Raw genomic sequence first — 20,331 nt, 5'->3', positions numbered from 1 at the left:
TGACTGTAACTTGGATTACGCCATCTGCCCTTCACATTTTGATAATATTCAGCTCGTGACTGGTATTACCCTCTTTAACGACGATTAACTGTTGGTAAGCACAATTAATAAAAAAGATACTGATTGCTTATGACCCAACACAAAGAATAATTAATTTGGGTGGGAGAGGGTAACCATCTTATTTGGAGGTTAGTATTTGCATGGCTTTGTCACTACATTCATATAAAAAGTCCTCTAAAAAAAAGAGCAAGAGGCTTGTATTGGCATAAGTATTTTCGTTAAGCTGGCAACCAAAGATGAAAATTAAGGTCTGAATTGCTTAAAAGCTTAATTTGACGATCTAGTCATTACTCATTAGTAAAAACAAGTGGTTAATGGCTAGGGATGACCCGATAGGGCTTCAGATGGTTTCGACCTCATACCCACTTAAAATAAGATAAAAATGGCTAACAACGAAGAATCACGCGGTTTAAAGTCTCTATTTGATTGGTTTGCAAATCGACGTAAATCAGGATCTACCAGTCTCGAACGCCAAGAACGTGAAATTGCTGATGGACTATGGCATAAATGTTCTAATTGTGGTGTGTTGACATACACAAAAGACTTGAGATCTAACCAGATGGTTTGTGTGGAATGCGGCCATCACAATCGTGTAGATAGCGATGAGCGTATCCGTCAGCTGATAGATCATAATACCTGGAAACCTTTAGACGAGCATTTGCGTCCAACCGATCCCCTACAATTTCGCGATCGCAAGCCATATAGCGATCGGTTACGGGAAAGCCAGGAAAAACTTGGCTTAATAGACGCAGTTAAAACCGGTTTGGGTCAAATCAACGGTTTGCCTGTTGCCCTTGGGGTTATGGACTTCCGTTTCATGGGCGGTAGTATGGGTTCGGTTGTGGGAGAAAAACTCACCCGCTTGATTGAACAAGCCACTCAACGGCGATATCCTGTAGTTATTGTCTGCACCTCCGGTGGCGCGAGAATGCAAGAAGGAATGCTTTCTCTGATGCAGATGGCGAAAATTTCCGCAGCCCTACAGCGCCATCAAGACGCGCGACTGTTGTATATTCCGGTTTTGACAAATCCCACAACAGGCGGCGTTACCGCTAGTTTTGCAATGTTGGGCGATATTATTTTGGCAGAACCCAAGGCAACTATTGGTTTTGCAGGTCGGCGAGTGATTGAGCAAACCCTACGGGAAAAACTGCCTGATGATTTTCAGACCGCTGAAGATTTACTTCAACATGGCTTTGTCGATGACATTGTACCGCGTACCCAATTAAAGAACACCTTAGCCCAGCTGATTGCTTTACACCAGCCTGTGCTAACACCGCCTCATATGGTGTTATGGGAAACAATGTCTTTGACTTCCAGCGCCGCAGAATAAGCCATTGGGCATGGGGTATGGGGCAAGCAGGAGGTGTGGGAGGGGTGGGAGGTGTGGGAGGTGTGGGAGGTGTGGGAGGAAATGGAAGCATAAATTCTCTTTTTCCCCATCTCCCACACTCCCCACACTCCCCTCTCTCCCCACACTCCCCACACTCCCCACACTCCCTACACTTCCCTATCTCCCCATCTCCCTATCCTCTTTCCGGTTCTTGGGTAAAAATCAGTGGAATCAGGGCTGTTAGTCGAAATACGGTAGAGAGGGCGAATAACGCCAATGACCCTCCAGATTGAGTAAATTGTAAGATGAAGCTGCCTATGGTTGTGCCTAAAGCACCACTGGCTCCAGCAACGGCAGCTGCGATCGCAAAATAGATAGACTGATTTTTAATCGGCGCAATCCCTAATTGAATATTGTTATTACATAAGTCCATCGCCGCGCCTGTTCCGCCAGTCAAGATATGTAAGAGCGGTAACCACAGCCAGATATCAAGTTGATTAACACCAATCCCCAGCCACAGCAATGGTGTGGTTGCAACCAGAATTCCACCAAACAGCAGGATGGGACGATTGCCAATTTTGTCTGCTAATTTGCCCCACACAATCAACATCAGCAAATTTGCCCCCGCTTGAAGGCTGGTGTAGATAGTCACGTAGCTAACATTGAGATCCAAGGTGTCCAGCATGTAGAGGTTAAAAAAAGGAGCACTGAGGTTAAATGCCAGCGTCCATAAACCGAAATACAACAGAAATCTCAAAAAGTTAGAGTTTTTCCAAATACTGATGCTTACCTGTTCTGATGGTGTATGAATTAATTGATTTTCTTGGGAAGATTCATTTTTTGTAGCGTCTAATTGAATCTCAGTTGTTTGAGGTAACTTACCAACATAAGTGTTTTGGGATAAGGGATTCATATCTGCTTGGAAATACTGACACCCTAACCCTATAATTCCAAAAATCATACTCAAAAACAGAATCACCCCATAGCCTTGTACAACTCCTCCATACCAATGAGATACAGCTAAACCGGCTATTGGTACGCAAATTAAATTGGTGAGGCTAGCAGCACTATTACGTATCCCAAAATACCTGCCCCGTAATCGCCGGGGAATTATCATTGCCATCCAACTTAGCCACGATGGAGTTCCTAATCCTGCCAAAAGATTGGTCAAAAGAAGAATCAAGAGTGTTAATATTACTAACTGGCTATTATTCAACACTCCCCAGCTTGCGGCTGCGATCGCAATTACTAAAATCAGCCACAATACACGAGCAATTCCGTGTGTCCGCAGTGCATACTGAAAGCGGCTGCTGCTACGTTCAGACCAGTAAGCACCCAACGGCTGAATCAAATTCACCAACATAGGGATAGAGGACAACATCCCAAATATCACTGGACTAGCATCCAACTCCACCAATAAATTGGCAAGCAAAATCCCGCTAGTACCAATAGAATAAACTGCTGCTAAGACAGAATCTACTGTAGAGGCTCTTAAACTTCTGCGAATGGCATCCTTGGGAATGCGAGAAGTTGAAGAAAGTGTTGTTTGTGGTGTAGTAATCTGGGCAATTTCCAGATTTATAGGAGTAGATATTTCAACCGGAACAAAATCCATAATGCATTGTTTATGGATGAAGCATTCTGGCATCAATTCATTTTTCGAGTAATTCAGCCTGCTTTCATCAATATCGTTAATAATTCTTCGTTATTTTAACTTGCATATCTCAATAAAAATTCAAAAAATAAAAATATCAGTCTTTAGCTACAGACCATATAAGTAACGAGAGGGAGTTAGATATAAGATTACCTCTTCTTAAGAGGTATTCCTAATATCAACTCAAAGGGCTTTAAAGTAAAAAAAACAAGTACGCCAGTAAAATCATAAATTTTATTAACGAGTATCAAAGGCTGATTTACTACGATTGAGTATGATTTACTAATAGTGAAAGTCTTACACCTAATGAAGTACAGCCCATAGCAAATATCTCTGTGTATAATCCCCAGTACCCAGTTCCCAATGCCTCTTTTCTATCAGTGATTAAAAGCAAGTTATTAACTTTTTTCGGAGTGGCGATCGCCATTGCGATCGCTGTTATTGCTTGTCACAATTTACAGTTAGCAAGCAAACACTCAACATCTACCGCAATTACCATTAAACTTAGCGGTTGGGGAGGTTCGCCTGTTGAGCAAAAACTGTTGAGACAGGTATTGCAAAACTTTGAAACAGAGCATCCAACTATTAAGGTTAAATATGAAGTAATTTCTGACCAATATATGGATGTCATCAAAACTCGCTTAATTGGAGAAGCCGCACCTGATGTATTTTATTTAGATGCATTGGAAGCTCCTTTTTTGATGAGTCAAAATGTTCTGGAACCACTTGAAGATTACGTCACACCTGAATTTGACTTAGCGGATTTTGAAGATACTCTACTTAACAGCTTCAAATACCAAAACAAAATTTATGGTCTTCCGAAAGACTATTCCACCCTAGCGCTGTTTTATAACAAAAAAGCCTTTGCCGCAGCTGGTTTGAGTAATCCCCCAACGACTTGGGACGAACTACGCAGCTACTCGAAACAATTGACAGGCAAACTTAACAGATATGGCTTTGGAGAAATCCCAGAATTGTCGCGTCAGGTTTATAAAATCAAAGCTTTTGGCGGACAAATCGTTGACAAAAATGGCTACGCGGCTTTTGCCAGTGAGGCAAGTTTAAAAGGTTTACAGTTGGTAATAGACCAGTATCGAAAAGACCGTTCCTTTGCCCAAAAATCCGATGTGGGGACAAACTCAGGTAGTGAAATGTTTGGTCAGAGTAAAGTAGCAATGGTAATTGAAGGTAACTGGGCAATTCCTTATTTAACTGAAACTTTTCCCGAAGTCGAGTTTGCTACCGCCGAAGTGCCTACGATTAATGAAAAAAAAGGCACAATGGTGTTTACAGTCGCCTACGTAATGAACAAACAAGCACAGCACAAAGCCGAAGCTTGGGAGTTGATTTCTTATCTTACAGGCAAAACTGGAATGCAGAAGTGGACAGGAACGGGGTTTGCTTTGCCAACGCGTAAATCAGTAGCCAAGAATTTAGGCTATGACCGAGATCCATTGCGATCGCCATTAGTCGCAGGTGTGGATTATGCTACACCGTGGCAAGTAGGTAAATATCCGGCAGCAATTGTGAATAATTTTGAAAATCAGTTTGTCAGCGCTTTATTAGGACAGCAACCATTAAAGCAGGCAATGGTGCAGGCAGAGAAGTCAGCGAATCAACAGATTAAAGCTATAGATTGATGTTTAATTTAAAACTTTTGCAGTGGGACGAAAGATGAAATAACGCTGGCGAAAAAACAAAAATAGACAAATTGAAAGGTAGGCGATCGCTATTAATCCTATACTTCTTATTAGCAGTTTGCAAATATTAAAATTTAGCATGTTTTTCTAGTGATTTTCTAACACTGCTAAAAGAGCGATATCTACGATGGTCACTGAGCTTGTCGTACCCCTACGGGGAAGCAAGCTACGCGGAGCGTCTCGTAGAGAAGTGCGGGCTACGCCTACGCTATTTTAATTATCTTATTATTAATCTAATCCCCATTCTAATTTCAAAGTTTCCAACTTAGGATTCTTCACACTCATTCTTTTACACTCTTCCAAAAATTCCTTCACTTGTTCTTCATTGAGGCTTAAACCACCGTCTTGCAGATTATTGATGTAAGTAATCACATCTGAAGTTGTCAAAGCTGAACTTATTTCTTCCAAAAGAATAGCATTTTTAACTTCTCGGCAAACTAATTCAATATCAGATGAAGTAAATCTGGCACTTTTATCACCTAAAATTTCAAAATTCACAAGCTGATTCATATCATTTTGTGACAAATAGTGTTTGAATAAATCTATTCTTTCTACTTGGTTGGGTGGGAAAATAGGAATTTTCCAATCCAACCTTCCAGAACGTTTCAAAGCACTATCAATACCACTCAAATAGTTAGTGGCAGCAATAACAATTACATCACTATTTTGTAGGTTATTTAGTTCTATGAGTAATTGGTTAATGGTTGCCTTTTGGTCTGTGTGTGCATTATCTTCGTTACGGTTAAAACCAATACTATCTAACTCATCAATAAATAAAAGTGAAGGAGATTTTTTCTTAGCTTGAGCAAAGATGTCACGAATATTTTTTTGACTTTGACCTATCCAAACACTAACAATATCAGCAGGAGAGAACTTAAAGAAATATCTCCCAGACTCATTAGCAAAGGCGTTTGCCAGTAGGGTTTTACCGCATCCTGGTAAACCATAGAAGAGAATTCCGCCGATTGAACCTTTGTATCCTTTAGATTGCAGCTTCAGGAGTCTAGTTAGTTTTTCTTTTTCTTCGTTTAAACCTTTGACTTGGCTAAAGTCAAGCTTAAATTCTTTGATGCGATTTGTTATTGGATATGCTGGTACTAAGCTAAGTTTTTTAGCCGCATATTCAAAAGACGGATACTCTATAGAGTCAAATGATACTGGCACTAATTGGTGATTTTCATAATCAGGAGCCATGATTATAACCTGGAAGCGATCGCCATAATATCCAGAAAATTTATACTCTAATATTTCCTTAGCTTTTTTCAACTGATAATAGTTGCGTGCTATCTCAAAACCCGGAATTACCAACCAAACGCTTTCTAGTTTATTCGGCCAAACTTTTGATTTTCTCAAAACTCTTCTAATTGTATCCAAAAATAGATTATTATCCTGAAACTCATGGTATTTGAAAGTTTCTATTTCAACCACTATCTGATTTTTAACATAGACTTCTATGATTTCACTTTGGTATTCTTCCTCATCATCTGATGTATCTTCATCACTTGTTTCTTCATCCCTAGAAGTCAACTCTACTTCACACCCAATATGAGATAATTCATATCCTAGACTTTCTAAGGTTTTAATAGCAAAGTACTTTAGATAAATATATTCTTTACTTTCCTGTTGCCACTTCAAAGTATAAAAATGTTCGGCTTTCATCTTCAGCAATAACTGTGATTCAGCTTGAATTTGAGCTTTTTGTAATTCTAAAAAGTAATCTCCTAAAGATGCATCGTCTTCCTCTATTTGATAATATGGGAGTTCCATGAGTAGACGGAAATGGGCATATATTTCTTCTTTATATTCAATAGATGCTTCATTTGGATATTTACACCTGAGAGTAAAAGTAAAAGGAATTTTCCGAGCAACTCTATCTACCAAATATCCCAAAGCGTCTTCTTGCTGATGAGCTTGAATTTCTAAGAGTGACGGACAATGAAATACAATAAAAAATTGTTCGGAATTATATTTATTTGCATAGAGCGATATCTGTTCAAACTGCTGGTCAAATTTTTCCGAATCAAGTAATTCTAAACCAGTGTTACCCAGAATGATGCTAGTCATAGTGGAGCGATAAAACTGAAAAATATTAGCATCAGCGATCGGATTTTCTTGTTCGTCTTCACAGTCATCATCTGAAGCGAGACTGGTAGGAATTTTCCGATAAGCAGCTTTTGGGATATTATTGTATCCTCCATATTGATACTTTCTAATTAGTTCATAATTAAAAATTTTGACAACAATATCACAGAAAAAATCTTCTACTTGTGGAATCAAAAAAATCCCCACTGGTTGGTGAGAATCTAAACACGCTTGGAACCGTTCATATTCTTGTTCAGAACCAAAATCAAATAAATAGTAGAAAAAATCATGCCTGACTGAAATATTATCTCTAAGTTTGGCTGAAATTGCTTGAGAATCATTTACTTGGTTTATCGGTTCTATACCTTTAATAGAAATAGCTATCTTTGTATCTAAAGGAATGTGTAAATCTAATATAGGATCTGCACAAAGACCCAGTTCATCAAGAGCAATATTAAAATCATTTACGAATGATTGGCTTCTACGCTGGTAGCCAAACTGTTCTATGATAGTTTTAACTCGTAGGCTTTTTTTGGTTTTACCAGTTCTTTGAAGTTCGTTTTTAATTGAACGTAAGTAGGCTGTATAGGTCATTTTGTATCCTATTGCTTGAGTAAGTTGAGTTAGCATCCCTAAGGAAACTAAATATATAGTTCCCTAAGTCACATATCGAGCTAACTCTTGCAAGCGATGTCTGCCAACAAGCTTACGTTTACGCTTTCCAAACATCAAGACTCATTCAATCAGGCTGAATATTTTTTACAGCAGTACGAAAAATAATCATACACGACTCATCACTACAGCTTGCTTAGTGGGGGATTAAACGGAGGTTTAATAGTGTTTGAAATCAACAGGCGGCGGCTAAACCCCAGGTGGAACATCACAGAAGATTTCGCTGGGTATATGTTCATGATGCCTACGATTTTGGTTTTAGGGACTTTTGTAGTTTTACCTATTCTCTTTGCCGTTTTTCTTTCTCTGCAAAAAGTTCAACTTTTGGGTGGTATTCAGTACGAGTTCATTGGTTTTCGCAACTTTACGCGATTAGTTGAAGATGAACGGGTTTGGATTGCTTTGAGAAACACCGCTGAATATGTAGCCATTGTTGTACCAACTCAAACAGTTGTAGCTTTAATTTTGGCTGTGACTCTCAATTCTGGAATTCGCGGTAAAAATTGGTGGCGCATTCTCTACTTTTTGCCCACTGTCACTTCTTCAGCAGTACTGACGCTGATCTTCATGTGGATTTATAACACCGAGGGACTACTAAACGATTTTCTGGCTTTTGTGGGGCTACCTACTTATAACTGGTTGGGTGACCCAGCAGTTGCCCTCAAAGGGATTATGCTCATGAATATTTGGTCAACTGCACCGTTTTTCATGGTGATTTACTTAGCGGCGTTGCAGGATATCCCGCAAACAGTGTATGAAGCCGCAGAACTTGATGGCGCAAATGAATGGCGGCAATTTATTTACATCACTATTCCTTTGCTCAAGCCTGTAACCTTCTTTGTGGTAGCGATGGGGGTGATTGGCACTTTTCAATTGTTTGACCAGTCTTACATTTTCTCTGGCGGTACTGGCGGGCCAAATAACGCTACCTTAACTGTGGTGTTACTAGTTTACCAAGCTGTATTTCGCAATTTACAGATGGGATATGCTGCGGCGATCGCCTTTTTGTTAGCATCAGTCATCATTACCCTGACCATAATTGCGCGGCGACTTTTTGGAGGCGAACAGATTTGACTAGAATTTCTAGCTTGTCCTGGCCCAAAGTCCTGGCCAAAATTCTGTTATACATCTTGCTGACACTCTATGCCCTCATTACCCTCATTCCCTTTCTTTGGGCACTTTCAGCATCATTTAAGCCGCTACCGGAAATTGTCAGCGGCGAACCCAACTTTTTCCCTAAAAATTTCACCCTCGACAACTACAGACAAATCTTTTTGCAAGAACCCTTATTTTGGCGCTGGCTGTTTAACAGTGTGGTAATTGCCGTCAGCGTCACTGTTTTAAACTTGTTGCTAAATTCAATGGCGGGTTATGCCTTAGCCAGACTGCGCTTTGCAGGCAAACGCTTTTGGTTCTTGTTAATTTTGACAGTACTAGCAGTACCAGCGCAAATTACCTTAATTCCCACATTTTTGATTTTAAAAGCGATCGGTTGGCTAAATTCCTACCAAGGAATGATTGTCCCCAGCATGGTCAATGCCACCTTCATCTTTATGATGCGACAGTTTTTCGTAAATTTTCCCAAAGAATTAGAAGAAGCTGGTCAACTTGATGGCTTAAATACCTTTGGAATTTTCCGCCATATCGTTTTACCTTTAGCAAAACCAGCACTAGCAGCCCAGGCAGTTTTTGTGTTCATGGCAAGCTGGAATAATTTCTTGCTGCCCATAGTTATCTTATTTGACCCAGAAATGTTTACCCTACCCTTGGGGCTAAATACCTTCAAAGGTCAATATATTAGCTATTGGAACTACATTATGGCAGCCTCAATGGTATTTACCCTACCAGCTTTAAGTATTTACGCCTTCTTTAACCGCTACTTCATCCAAAGCGTCACATTTACCGGCGGGAAAGGTTGATAATTTTGGGCATTGGGCATGGGGCATTTGTCAAACTTGAAATTCCAAGCTCAGATATTCATCGCTAAACCTCAGATATTCATCGCTAAAACTCAGATATTCATCGATGAAGCTTAGATATTCATCGACAAACCTCAGATATTCATCGCCAAACCTCAGAGGTTCATCGCCAAACCTCAGAGGTTCATCGCCAAACCTCAGAGGTTCATCGCCAAACCTCAGATATTCATCGCCAAACCTCAGATATTCATCGCCAAACCTCAGATATTCATCGCCAAACCTCAGAGGTTCTAATTTCGCTATCAAAAGCTCAAGAATCATTAACTCCTTTAATTCGATTAACTAACTCTATCTACTGCCGCAAAACTTCTCCTACCTCCCTTGCCCCCCTGCTCCCCCTGCTCCCTGCCCCCATGCCCAATGCCCCATGCCCAATGCCCCATTCCCCAAACCGTATTTTCGGCAACAAATTGCACTCCTAACGTGATATTGGTATTACAGCGACTCAATCTCTATCTATCAGTTAACAAGCATTATGGGTTTTGCAAACCTATCGATCGCAGAGATAGCAGCCGACTACAGCATGACTGTAGAAAAATTGTTTTCTCTCGACAACCAACTCTTAATTGCCGACAAACACCAAAAGAGCCGTTTGGCGTTAGAGGATGCAAAGGCAATTATTTTCCGAATATCGTCTGATACACGCCCGAAGGATCGGCAATTCGGTGGGTGATACCAAAGTCATCCCAAGGGCTATCTCAGGCTTTGGATATGGAGATTGAGCATCGTTTTATTAGCTGTGTTGAGCGTCAAAATCTTTAAGGGGAAACATGTTTAGAAGACTAATTGGCGTTGTTGTGGCTACTTTTTTACTCGCGTTTGGGTTGATTGTCGGTAGCGCGACAGCATTGGAACTGGACAAAGCTACCCGGACAGTGCCATTAAACGATAAGGGTGACACCATTGTACTTAGCCTCAAACAAGTCAAAGAAGGCAAAGCTTTATTTGCTTACGCTTGCGCCCAATGTCACGTTGGTGGCGTTACCAAGACTAACCAGAACGTGGGACTAGAACCAGAAGCTTTAGCATTGGCAACACCAAACCGTAATAACATTGAAGGTTTGGTGGATTATATGAAAAATCCCACTACTTACGACGGGGAAGATGAAATTTCCGAATTACATCCCAGCACTAAAAGTGCAGATATTTTCACAGAAATGCGAAATCTGACGGATGATGATTTAGTAGCGATCGCTGGTCACATTCTCCTACAACCCAAAGTTGTTGGTAATAAATGGGGTGGCGGAAAAATCTATTACTAAATCCCTAAATTAGCGCATTAGTGCTGAGCCTTTGGGATTGGGTATTGGGTATCGGGAAGAGGCTCTAGGGGCAGAGGGGGACAAGGTAAAGACTTGCAACAACTTCTCTTGTGCTCCCCTGCTCCTTAGCCCCCAGTCCTCAATATCCAATCCCCTGCTTTTCTACAGAGACTTTCTGGGGTATGGCAGTCTAGTATCTATTACTGATTACAGAGCTTTTCGTTATAATTTGCCGCCCATTCTTAAAAAAAAATTGTATCTACGACATATTGTCATATTTGGTGTTGATTTTATTTAAAATGAGAAAGGAAAAAAAATGTTTGTTTAGGAGAGAGTCATGAAATTTATTTCGGCAAGCTGGCGACGCCTGAGCCTGGCTGTGTTAACAATCCTTTTAGTTGTTAGCAGCTTTGCTGTTTTTACCCCCAGCGCTGCGGCTGAAACATACCAGGTGAAACTTGGTACTGATAAAGGAATGCTGGCATTTCAACCGAAAAAATTGACAATTAAACCAGGTGACACAATTGAATGGGTGAACAATAAAGTTCCTCCCCATAATGTTGTGTTCGATCCTGCGAAAAACCCAGCTAGCAGCAAGGAATTAGCAACTTCTCTGTCTCATAAAAAACAGTTGATGAATCCCGGTCAAAAAGTATCAACTACCTTCCCCGCAGACGCACCTGCTGGTGACTACACTTTCTACTGCGAACCTCACCGTGGTGCTGGCATGGTTGGTACAATCACTGTTGAATAGCTAGAAATATCGTCGTTGGCACTAGATGATATTTTCAGCTTCCCTCAGTGAAATCAGCTAATAAGCAACACGCTACACTCCTAGAGTGACCAGACAAGGGATAATGGCGGTAACAAATCTGCCCACCGAAGACGCTAAGCACTGCGTAGCGACAGAAGGGTGAACTAGTTACCGCCAATTTTGATCGAATTGGACTTAATCTAAGGATCGATCGCGTTTATACTCTTCGTGGAGGCTTGTTGCGAGGAAATTCTTTTGAGAATACTTTTATTAATTTTGCTGTTAGCGATCGCCTTATTCAACGTAACATTTATCAGTCCAGCACTAGCAGCCGAAACATCTAACGGTGCTAAAATTTTCGAGGCTAACTGCGCTTCTTGCCATATCGGTGGCGGTAACATCCTCATCGCCGAGAAAACCTTGAAAAAGGAAGCATTGTCAAAGTACCTAAAAAATTATGATAACGACTCAATTCAGGCGATTATCCACCAAGTAGAGTATGGCAAAAATGCCATGCCTGCCTTTAAAGACAAGTTAACTCCTGAGGAAATTTTACAGGTAGCAGCTTACGTTTTTCAGAATGCAGAACAAGGCTGGTAAAATATAGCAAGCAACAGACCTGAAAGCTATTGCCGTCAGGGTTTATGCTTAAGCTGCTATAAGTGAAAAATTAATCTCACAAGAACAACCCTTTGGTGTATCAGAGGGTTTTTTAATTCAGAAATACATTCAGTATTACTCTAGAAACTAAAGGCTTCAAATTTGTCGCAAATAATATACTGACATTTTTATTCATACTGATCAATTGACTTCATAATTTCCTTAATTTTTTATCAGAAAACTCTTACTCTAGTATTTTTACTGTGAAGCAGTCTGAATAACTGTTGTAATTATCACTAAGAAAATGTATTTTTTATTCAGCAATACTTACAACGGTTTTCACGTAAATGAAGTACAGAGTAGGGGCGCACAGATGTGCGCCCCTACTCTGTACCTCACCAACTTGCAATCTGCTGTATGTATTTATAGCTTCCCTCCCTGACTTGAAATTTGAGGATTATGATGATTAACTCATTTACTGTAAAAAATTTATCCTTGTCTACACTCAGTGCAGCTGTTATTACCATAGGAATGAGTACAACTGCACAGGCATTAACAGTGATTGATTTTGAAAGCTTAGCCCAGCCTGGTGACGGTATAACATCCCAAGGTTTTTCTTACACTGAAGACGGCTACACTCTGACAAATACCAATATCAATGAGTTTCCTTTTGCAATATTTAATATTGGAGAACCTCGATACTTAGGTTCTACAGCTTTATTTAACGATACACCTAATGGTACAATAATTTTAAATAAAAGTGATGGCGGTGCTTTCGATCTTCTTTCAATTGATTTGGGAGAACTAAATGAGCCTTTTGAGTCATCTACAGTCACGTTTGTTGGAGTCAAAGCTGATAATTCAACTATTTCTAATACCTTTACCCTAAATGGTGTTAAAGGATTCCAAACTTTTAACTTTACAAATTTTACAAACATTATTTCAACAAGCTGGCAGCAAGTTGACCCGTTTCACCAATTTGATAACATTGTAATCTCTGATAGTACTACAACGAGTGTTCCAGAACCGACTTCAATTTTGGGCTTACTATCTTTTGCTGCTATAGGACTTGGTTCAGCATTAACATATAAAAAAGCAGCAACTTAGGCGCTTATCTACAAAAATCAGCCTCAGAAGTTGTCTCAAAAGAGGTTGGTTATGATTTTAGGCACTTCTAGATTCTCCTTAACCTGAAAACGAGGTAACTGGAATTAGATTACCCATTTCAAGCCAGATTTAAGGAGATCTAGAAGATTTTATTAATACAAGAATATCCCGCTGTTCACAGTCAACTGTCAGCAACTTCAAGAAGGATAATTTATTTATTAGAGTTCCCCAAGTGAAAAAGCTTCACTTGGGATTAGCTTTCTTTGGATTTACCTTAACTGGTGTTTTATCTAGCCTTAGCAACCTAGAAGACAAATTGCTCAAACCTGTAATTACGAATTTACTAACCAGAGTTAAATTTAGTATGCCAAAGAAGTGGCTATTTTTCTGGAGTAGACTTTTGTCTGTTTCCCTTCAGTTGGCGCAACTGTTGTAGTAATTCTTCTTCCGATTCAGGAGTAGGCTGATTTTTATTAACTCTTGGCGTTAATAGCGGTTCAGAAGAACTACTAGCTGCTGGTGATGATGGTTTAGAAGTAGCTGTTGGTAAAGGCTGGGTTTGATTGGTATTGATTTTTGGTAGAACTAATGGTTTGAGAGTATTTGTACGCAAGGAGGCAGGCTGATTATTCTTGATTTGCACTTCGGATGATGGCTTTGCACCATCTGTCGGTGAGGTGGCATTGGCTCCTGGCACAACTAATGGTTTGAGAGTGCGTGCGGGTGAAGGCGCAGACTGATTAGTTGTGACTGGCGCTTCTGAAAATGGTTTAGAAGTGGACGCAGGCGATGGCGTTAGCTGATTGCTATTGCCTGCTGGTGCTAATGGAAAGGGCTTTTGGTCTTGAGTCGTTCCAATTGTGTTGCTACCGTTTTGGAAGACTAGGTTAAATGGATAAGAACTAATCTTTTTATCTCCCTTGGGGGATTGTTTGTTAAAGTATTCCCTTGCTTTTGTTCGCAATTCCGGGGAGAGTAACTTGTCTTGGAACTTGATATCTAAGACTTTGCCATCAGGATCTACCACTAATACACCCAAAACAGCCCCTTCCACATTCGGCTTCTCTGTAGCTACTGTTTGCCGAATAACTGGTTTTTGTTCAGCATTCGGGTATTCTTTCTGGACTTCTTTTCTGAGAGCATCGTAAGAATCCAGTTGTGCGATTGTTTGTTGAGTTCCTTTAGGGGATAAATCGCTCGCTTGGGATACCATTCCCCTAGTTCCCATTAAAGTATTGCTATTTGCTCGACCTTGTTTTAAAGAATTTATCAAGGAGTTTTGAGTAGTTTTAGACACATCACCAGTTGGTTGCGTCATTTGTGGAGTTGGATTTCCCTGTGGTGTTGTAATGGGAGGAATATCAGAAAGGTTGCGAGATTGGGCATTTTGCAGAATATCATCAGGTATGTTCTGGGACTGCAATTGTGGCAACCTATTCACAGCCAGTGGTTGAGGCGATTCGTATTTACTATCGCTTTGACTCAAACGAGGAACTGGAGGAACTGATGGCGAGAATTTTGGGGTGTTATTGTATTTAGAACTGTCAAATTTAGAAGCGTCAAACCCAAAATTATAATTGGGAATCCTCCGCAGAGACTGTCTTGTAGGCACAGAGGAAACCCGATAGCTATTAGCCGATGGAGGTAGGGGAGGCAGTACTAACTGACTAGTTGATGGTGGTGCCAATGGAGGTAATACACTCTGGGCGCTGAAATTCGGTGCAGAAAGTGGCGCTATTGGCGGTAATTGTTGTAAACCTACTTGGGTTTGGGGTGTGCTTTGGGGCAAACGGCTTTGGTCGGCTTGGCTCAATTCCATAAGTCCGACGGTTTTTGATGATGCCGTTTCCTTGGGCTTACTGGAGTCTATGGGCATCAATGGTACAATCATGGCGATCGCACCGTGGATGCCAACAGAAGCTATAGCTGCTATCCCAATTGGCTGGGTAATAATTTCTGGTATATTTTTCAGCAGGGAGACGTAAGACATGGCTGTTATCGTTCACTCGACTCAGTTGCAGTTGGCTAACAATTTTATCTCTGGTGACTATATTGCAATATATTCCAAGAGATGCTTCCCTCTAAGGAAATAATAACTTCCTATGCTGGCAATCCAGACGCTAAGATTACCATTTCCTCAAGTTTTTAATTTCTTAATGATGCTCTATCATATTGTTAAATTGGGCTTGCTAAAAAATGTTTAAATAATCACTACTTTTGATTTTTTATTGTTATAAAGCACACTATTAAAAGTAATATTTCGGTTATTTATCTATTTCATATTTCTGATAATTTCTGCTGTATCCGAACATTCGAGCTATTTTTTCGTCTTTGCTACTGCCTTTGTTTTCATAAAGATTACGTAACAGATGGCACGCTAAAATGATAGATACTACGCCCTTTGTGACAATCTTACCACATCAGCCGACACTAAAACTGTTGTGTACTGTACCATTTGTTGATACTTTAGCCCTAAAACCCATCAATACGTATTTGGGGCTTCCAAGATTGAGTCAAACGATGGCTACTTTAGCCTCTAACTACTGACTATTTCTTTGTTAAAAAATTCTAAATTTTAAGCCCTTGCAGCCAAAATTTTAAATGCCGTTACCGACAGTTATTGTCCCTGGTTATCTAGAAAGCGCGATCGCTTATCGCCAACTAGAACAATCTTTACAACAGTTGAATTTTCCCACTCTCACAGTACCACTACGGCGCCGTGACTGGCTACCCACTATTGGCGGAAGAACCATAACGCCGATTTTGCAACAACTCGATCGCACTGTCAAACAGATGTTGCAGCAACATAACGCTACTCAAATTAATTTGATTGGTCACTCAGCCGGGGGTTGGATATCACGCATCTACATGGGAGAAAAACCCTATTTTGCACGTGGTGATGTCAAGCCATCCCTCTGGCAAGCTCACCCCCTAGTTGCTACTCTCATCACCTTGGGTACACCCCACATCAGCCAAGAACGCTGGACGCGCTCCAATCTCGATTTTGTCACCAATAACTATCCTGGAGCTTTTTACAAAAATGTTCGTTACGTTTGCGTGGCGGGAAAAACTATTTTTGGACAAAGGCGGCGTGGTAGCTGGTTTGCTTACAGTAGTTACAAATTAACCTGTGGTAAAGGTAATACTTGGGGCGATGGAATCACACCCATTGAAGCAGCTCACTTGGAAGGCGCAGAAAATCTGGTGATTGAAGGTGTTAAGCATTCTCTCAGAAGTCCTGGTATTTGGTATGGCTCGCCAGAACCGTTAAAAACTTGGGTGCAATATTTGATTTAAAAAACTTTATTTTTATATAAGAAAAGCAAAATTTCTTAAAATTTCTTAGCTAAAATAATTGTATAAGAATAAATACTTACTTAAGAACAGGAGGGGTGAGCCATGCAAAGCACCCAGTTCGATAGGATTTTGCGACGAGTAGCAACGATATTATCAGTTGTAATTCTGACTCTGTGCTTAATTTACGTTTCTACTGGAGTTTTACTTTCTTTTTACTACGAGCCGACAGCTGGCGGTGCTTATAACTCTTTGAAGACGATTAATACACAACTGTCATACGGTTGGTTGTTTTGGAGATCCCACGAGCTTGCTGGTAACGGTCTAATTGCGATCGCCCTCATTCAACTAATAGTCATGTTTTTGAGTCGCCAATTTCGCAAGAGTTGGCTGACTGCTTGGATTAGCGGCATTTTGTTCACCCTCAGTGCCATCGGGCTAGATTGGACGGCGATGATTTTAGACTGGACTCAAGAAGGATACTGGCGTTTTAGCATTGAGCTAGGAACCATCGAAGCGATTCCGCTAATCGGTGGACAACTGCGAGACATCCTCACAGGTGGTGGAGCCATTAGCACAGTTACAGTTGAACACCTTTACACAATACACACTTATCTGATTGCTACGACAACACTAATTTTAGCCATAGTCCATTTATCTGCTTTACTCTGGCAAGAATGGCAACAGAGTGCTGAGTTAGGAGTTAGGAGTTAGGAGTGAGGAGTTAGGAGTTAAGAATTATTCTCCTTGTCTCCTTGTCTCCTTGTCTCCTTGTCTCCTTGTCCTTTTCTCTCCCCATCTCCCCATCTCCCTCATCTCCCAGCACTCTCAGTAGTTGAAAGCTGAGATAACTGCGCTAGGGGTAGGTCTTCGACTTCTGGTAACTTTTCTAGAGATAGGGGAGTGGATTGGGTGGCACCGGATAAACGTTTTAAAAGGCTAGGTCTGGGGTCATGCAAGAGGTAGATAATGCGATCGCCAACTTCCCACTCTTGGTTAGCAGGCATTACCTGTAAGCGTTCTTCTCGTTCTACCAATAGCGGTATTAATACCCCAGTCCTAATTTTCTCTTGAATGCGATCGTGTTGAGTGGAAAATTCCGACTCATTGAGCGTAGTTGTCCCTAACTTGACTCGTCCATCATTGAGATATTCGTTCCAAGTCTTAATGGCTAAATCTGGGATAAAAGCTTGATTAACTTTATGATTGGCTGAGCTACTTGCTTGGGGGTCACGGGGAAAAACTGCTAACACACGCGGCGGATTAAACTCCTCAGCTGCTCGTTGAGCCAAAACAAAATTCACCTCACCATTACTGGTCATTGCCAAAAAAGTACCCATAGACGCAAGTCCAGCTTCTTCCAAAACAGCCGCATCCAAGGCACTACTAGCAATCACCCGGAGATTTTGGGACTCAGCTTGCAGAAGACATTGGGGGTCAGTATCAATCATTACCACGTTTTCTCCCCGTTCTTGAAAGAACCGGGCAATTAAAAGACTCAAGGGATTACAACCCACAATTACTGCCCCAGTTGCATCTTTCGAGGTAATTTGTAGGAACCTGGCAACCCAGCCAGCTGTTAACCCTTGGCAGACGACAGTCATGATAATTGTCAAGAAGACTAGAGCTTTAATGGAGTCACCGCCATTAATACCCCGTTGTGTTAGCAAAATCGCAAATAGAGAAGCAACAGAAGCCGAAACAATTCCTCTCGGAGCAACCCAACTCAAAAACAATTTATGCCGCCAATTTAGGTCACTGTTCCAGGTACAGAACAGAATATTAATTGGGCGAACAACGAACATTAGTACCAAAACAGTGAGTAAACTACCCCAGCCCAAAGCAAATACACTGGCGATGGATAGGTCAGCTGCTAATAGGATGAACAGTACGGAAACGCTGAGAATTGTTAGCTGACCCTTAAAGCTTCTTAACAGACGTTCTTCTGGAACTGAGGAGTTAGCAAACACCGCTCCGGCGACTACTGTCGTCATTACTCCCGATTCACTGCGGATCATTTGCGATAAGGTAAACAGGCTCCAAAGTATCGCCAGCACCACTAAGTTTTTTAGCTCGAATGACAGAAAACTGGCGCGTTTGAAAATTAAACTCATCAGATAACCGCCAGCGCCGCCAATTGCCGCACCAACGCCCAACCGCATCAGTAGACCAACGATCGCATTGATTGGCTGAGCATCGCCGTTCAAAATCGTATCGAGGACAACGAAAGCCAGGATCGCCCCTACAGGGTCGATTAGAACTCCTTCGCCTTCTAAAAGTGTCGCCACCTGCCGATCTACATTAATTTGTTTGAGCAGAGGGCCAACGACAGTCGGGCCTGTAACCACGACTATGGAAGCATAGAGAAAAGCTATGTTCCAAGGAAATTCACCCAGCCAGTGAGCAGCCATACTCCCACCAAGCAGTGTGATTAGGGTTCCGAGAGTGACGAGCAATTGTAGGCTCACTGAAACTCTGCCTAACTCTCGCAGATCTAAATTCAGCCCACCTTCAAACAAAATGATTGCCGTTGCTAGGGCGACAATAACTTCTAGCCCAGTGCCTAACAGATGGGGGTGCAACAGCCCTAAACCATCAGAGCCAAACAAGATGCCCAATAGCAATAACAAGACAATGCTGGGTACTCGTAGGTATGCAGCCAAGACTTGGGCGCTAATACCCGCTAGTACAGCGATCGCCATCTGGAGAGTGATTTCAAAAGATGCTTCCATGTTGTAGATTTTGAGCCATTTATTTCAAAATCTTTTGTAAAAAAACTGTAGGTATTAACTCTACAGGGTACAACATCATACCCTTTCTCCTTTGGCGAATTTTGCGTTTTTTCTATTTAGGCATCCACTAAAATTGGCAGCCCTGGACATTGAGCCACTCTGCCCAAAACCGGACAAGCCTCTGTGGACTTTTTTTTGTGTATCCATATCTGTGTATCCTTTTGAAACTTTCGCCTCCACCCAGTTTAGCCGCCACCAACTTTTTTTGGCAAAAACTATTGACATCCTTGAGAAAATTCGTTAATTTATAAAAGGTCTGAGTCCGATGCCCCCATCGTCTAGAGGCCTAGGACACCTCCCTTTCACGGAGGTAACGGGGATTCGAATTCCCCTGGGGGTATTAAAAAGCCAAAAGATAACATCTTCTTGGAGATAAGTAAGTGGTAAAAACTATCACTCAGAACTAAATCTGAATGATAGACTACTGGAGTTCAGCTTTTTCGACTGGCTAGTTCTTCTACACGTTGGTAAATAGCCATAAGATTTAATCGCAGATCTTTACTCAGGCGGTTTTCAATAATTGACACTGGCATAGTGAGCTTAGGCCAAACTTGAATTGTGTAGCAGAGATTGGTTCCTATATACTCGTCAAGGGAATAAGGCTCTAAGCTCCAGCTACCAGAGAAGCCTTTAAAATCTCCTTCTACCATACGGAAATTGATTTCTTTAGGGAAGTATTCTTCCAGATCTAGAACTACCCGCGCACAAAAGTTGAAATTTAAAAAGCGCTGGGAGCCTACCTGTTCGAGTCGAATACCGCCGTCAGGATGCTCGATAAGACGGCTTTTGGCAAGGTTGGGAATGAAGTCAGCCAAGGCTTCATAATCAGTCAGAACCTTCCAAATTTGTTCCACTGGTTGGGGAATTTGAACTTTAGCACTGATTTGCCGTTGCCGCTGTGCTAGTTTCTCAATTTGAACTTCAACTTTAGCCAATAAAGCAAGTGCATCAGCAGACAAATCAGCTTCTAAGTTAGTGTCATCAGTGGAAGACTGAAAATCGAGGTTCTCTGTTGTGTTGTATTCTTGAGTCACTTTCCGAA

At 41.2% G+C, this 20,331-nt stretch carries 18 protein-coding genes and 1 tRNA gene; 13 read left to right on the top strand and 6 right to left on the bottom strand.

Features of this window, described 5'->3' with window-relative positions; genetic code table 11:
- Positions 1-442: 442 nt before the first annotated feature.
- Together accD and H6H03_RS06300 are read left to right on the top strand one after the other, a co-directional pair.
- Positions 443-1,393 carry an acetyl-CoA carboxylase, carboxyltransferase subunit beta gene (gene accD, locus H6H03_RS06305; protein WP_190954270.1) on the top strand — a complete coding sequence of 317 codons (951 nt, stop codon included), beginning with the start codon at positions 443-445 and terminating at the stop codon, positions 1,391-1,393.
- Positions 1,354-1,686: a hypothetical protein gene (locus H6H03_RS06300; protein ID WP_190954269.1), complete on the top strand. Its 333-nt coding sequence runs from the start codon at positions 1,354-1,356 to the stop codon at positions 1,684-1,686. The genes accD and H6H03_RS06300 overlap by 40 nt, the downstream gene beginning before the upstream one ends.
- Here the strand turns inward: H6H03_RS06300 and H6H03_RS06295 are convergent.
- Complete coding sequence (locus H6H03_RS06295) at positions 1,587-3,008, bottom strand: MFS transporter (RefSeq protein ID WP_190954268.1); 1,422 nt, start codon at positions 3,006-3,008, stop codon at positions 1,587-1,589. The genes H6H03_RS06300 and H6H03_RS06295 overlap by 100 nt on opposite strands.
- A gap of 422 nt (positions 3,009-3,430) precedes the next feature.
- On the opposite strand from H6H03_RS06295, the gene H6H03_RS06290 reads away from it, so the two are divergent.
- Positions 3,431-4,687, top strand: a complete 1,257-nt coding sequence (locus H6H03_RS06290; RefSeq protein WP_190954347.1) for an ABC transporter substrate-binding protein — start codon at positions 3,431-3,433, stop codon at positions 4,685-4,687.
- A 288-nt stretch (positions 4,688-4,975) separates the two neighbouring features.
- Here the strand turns inward: H6H03_RS06290 and H6H03_RS06285 are convergent, their stop codons facing one another.
- Positions 4,976-7,423, bottom strand: coding sequence for an ATP-binding protein (locus tag H6H03_RS06285; protein ID WP_190954267.1), 2,448 nt, complete (start codon positions 7,421-7,423; stop codon positions 4,976-4,978).
- A 243-nt stretch (positions 7,424-7,666) separates the two neighbouring features.
- Here H6H03_RS06285 and H6H03_RS06280 point away from each other — a divergent pair, with 243 nt between their 5' ends.
- Positions 7,667-8,575, top strand: coding sequence for a carbohydrate ABC transporter permease (locus H6H03_RS06280; RefSeq protein ID WP_190954266.1), 909 nt, complete (start codon positions 7,667-7,669; stop codon positions 8,573-8,575).
- Positions 8,572-9,420, top strand: coding sequence for a carbohydrate ABC transporter permease (locus H6H03_RS06275; protein ID WP_242057820.1), 849 nt, complete (start codon positions 8,572-8,574; stop codon positions 9,418-9,420). Before H6H03_RS06280 ends, H6H03_RS06275 begins: the two co-directional genes overlap by 4 nt.
- Before the next feature lie 30 nt (positions 9,421-9,450).
- Here H6H03_RS06275 and H6H03_RS06270 read toward each other — a convergent pair whose 3' ends face one another.
- Positions 9,451-9,741, bottom strand: coding sequence for a hypothetical protein (locus H6H03_RS06270; RefSeq protein ID WP_190954265.1), 291 nt, complete (start codon positions 9,739-9,741; stop codon positions 9,451-9,453).
- Positions 9,742-9,955: 214 nt separating this feature from the next.
- Between H6H03_RS06270 and H6H03_RS06265 the strand changes: the two genes are divergently transcribed.
- The 5 genes from H6H03_RS06265 to H6H03_RS06245 all read left to right on the top strand — a co-directional run bounded on the left by H6H03_RS06265 (position 9,956) and on the right by H6H03_RS06245 (position 13,203).
- Positions 9,956-10,153, top strand: a complete 198-nt coding sequence (locus H6H03_RS06265) for a hypothetical protein (protein WP_190954264.1) — start codon at positions 9,956-9,958, stop codon at positions 10,151-10,153.
- 97 nt (positions 10,154-10,250) lie between these two features.
- Positions 10,251-10,742 carry a photosystem II cytochrome c-550 gene (gene psbV / locus H6H03_RS06260; protein WP_190954263.1) on the top strand — a complete coding sequence of 164 codons (492 nt, stop codon included), beginning with the start codon at positions 10,251-10,253 and terminating at the stop codon, positions 10,740-10,742.
- A gap of 337 nt (positions 10,743-11,079) precedes the next feature.
- Complete coding sequence (gene petE, locus H6H03_RS06255) at positions 11,080-11,496, top strand: plastocyanin (protein ID WP_190954262.1); 417 nt, start codon at positions 11,080-11,082, stop codon at positions 11,494-11,496.
- Between the two features lie 255 nt (positions 11,497-11,751).
- A complete protein-coding gene (gene petJ, locus H6H03_RS06250; RefSeq protein WP_190954261.1) occupies positions 11,752-12,096 on the top strand; it encodes a cytochrome c6 PetJ in 345 nt (114 codons plus the stop codon).
- Positions 12,097-12,555: 459 nt separating this feature from the next.
- Positions 12,556-13,203, top strand: coding sequence for a hypothetical protein (locus H6H03_RS06245; RefSeq protein ID WP_199338815.1), 648 nt, complete (start codon positions 12,556-12,558; stop codon positions 13,201-13,203).
- Between the two features lie 379 nt (positions 13,204-13,582).
- On the opposite strand, the gene H6H03_RS06240 is transcribed toward H6H03_RS06245, so the two are convergent.
- The gene (locus tag H6H03_RS06240; RefSeq protein WP_190954260.1) at positions 13,583-15,193 is read right to left on the bottom strand and encodes a hypothetical protein; all 1,611 of its coding nucleotides are present in this window, start codon (positions 15,191-15,193) and stop codon (positions 13,583-13,585) included.
- Between the two features lie 611 nt (positions 15,194-15,804).
- Here H6H03_RS06240 and H6H03_RS06235 point away from each other — a divergent pair.
- Entirely contained in the window at positions 15,805-16,500 is a 696-nt protein-coding gene (locus tag H6H03_RS06235; protein WP_190954259.1) for an esterase/lipase family protein, read from the top strand.
- Positions 16,501-16,602: 102 nt separating this feature from the next.
- Positions 16,603-17,211, top strand: coding sequence for a cytochrome b N-terminal domain-containing protein (locus tag H6H03_RS06230; RefSeq protein ID WP_190954258.1), 609 nt, complete (start codon positions 16,603-16,605; stop codon positions 17,209-17,211).
- Between the two features lie 98 nt (positions 17,212-17,309).
- On the opposite strand, the gene H6H03_RS06225 is transcribed toward H6H03_RS06230, so the two are convergent.
- A complete protein-coding gene (locus tag H6H03_RS06225; protein ID WP_190954257.1) occupies positions 17,310-19,229 on the bottom strand; it encodes a cation:proton antiporter in 1,920 nt (639 codons plus the stop codon).
- 327 nt (positions 19,230-19,556) lie between these two features.
- On the opposite strand from H6H03_RS06225, the gene H6H03_RS06220 reads away from it, so the two are divergent.
- Positions 19,557-19,629 (top strand) — tRNA-Glu (locus H6H03_RS06220).
- Between the two features lie 91 nt (positions 19,630-19,720).
- On the opposite strand, the gene H6H03_RS06215 is transcribed toward H6H03_RS06220, so the two are convergent.
- Positions 19,721-20,323 carry an SRPBCC family protein gene (locus tag H6H03_RS06215; protein ID WP_190954256.1) on the bottom strand — a complete coding sequence of 201 codons (603 nt, stop codon included), beginning with the start codon at positions 20,321-20,323 and terminating at the stop codon, positions 19,721-19,723.
- Between the last annotated feature and the right edge of the window lie 8 nt (positions 20,324-20,331).

This window comes from Nostoc paludosum FACHB-159, from assembly GCF_014698835.1.
GTDB lineage: Bacteria > Cyanobacteriota > Cyanobacteriia > Cyanobacteriales > Nostocaceae > Nostoc > Nostoc paludosum.
This window is presented reverse-complemented; position numbering and strand designations above follow the sequence as displayed.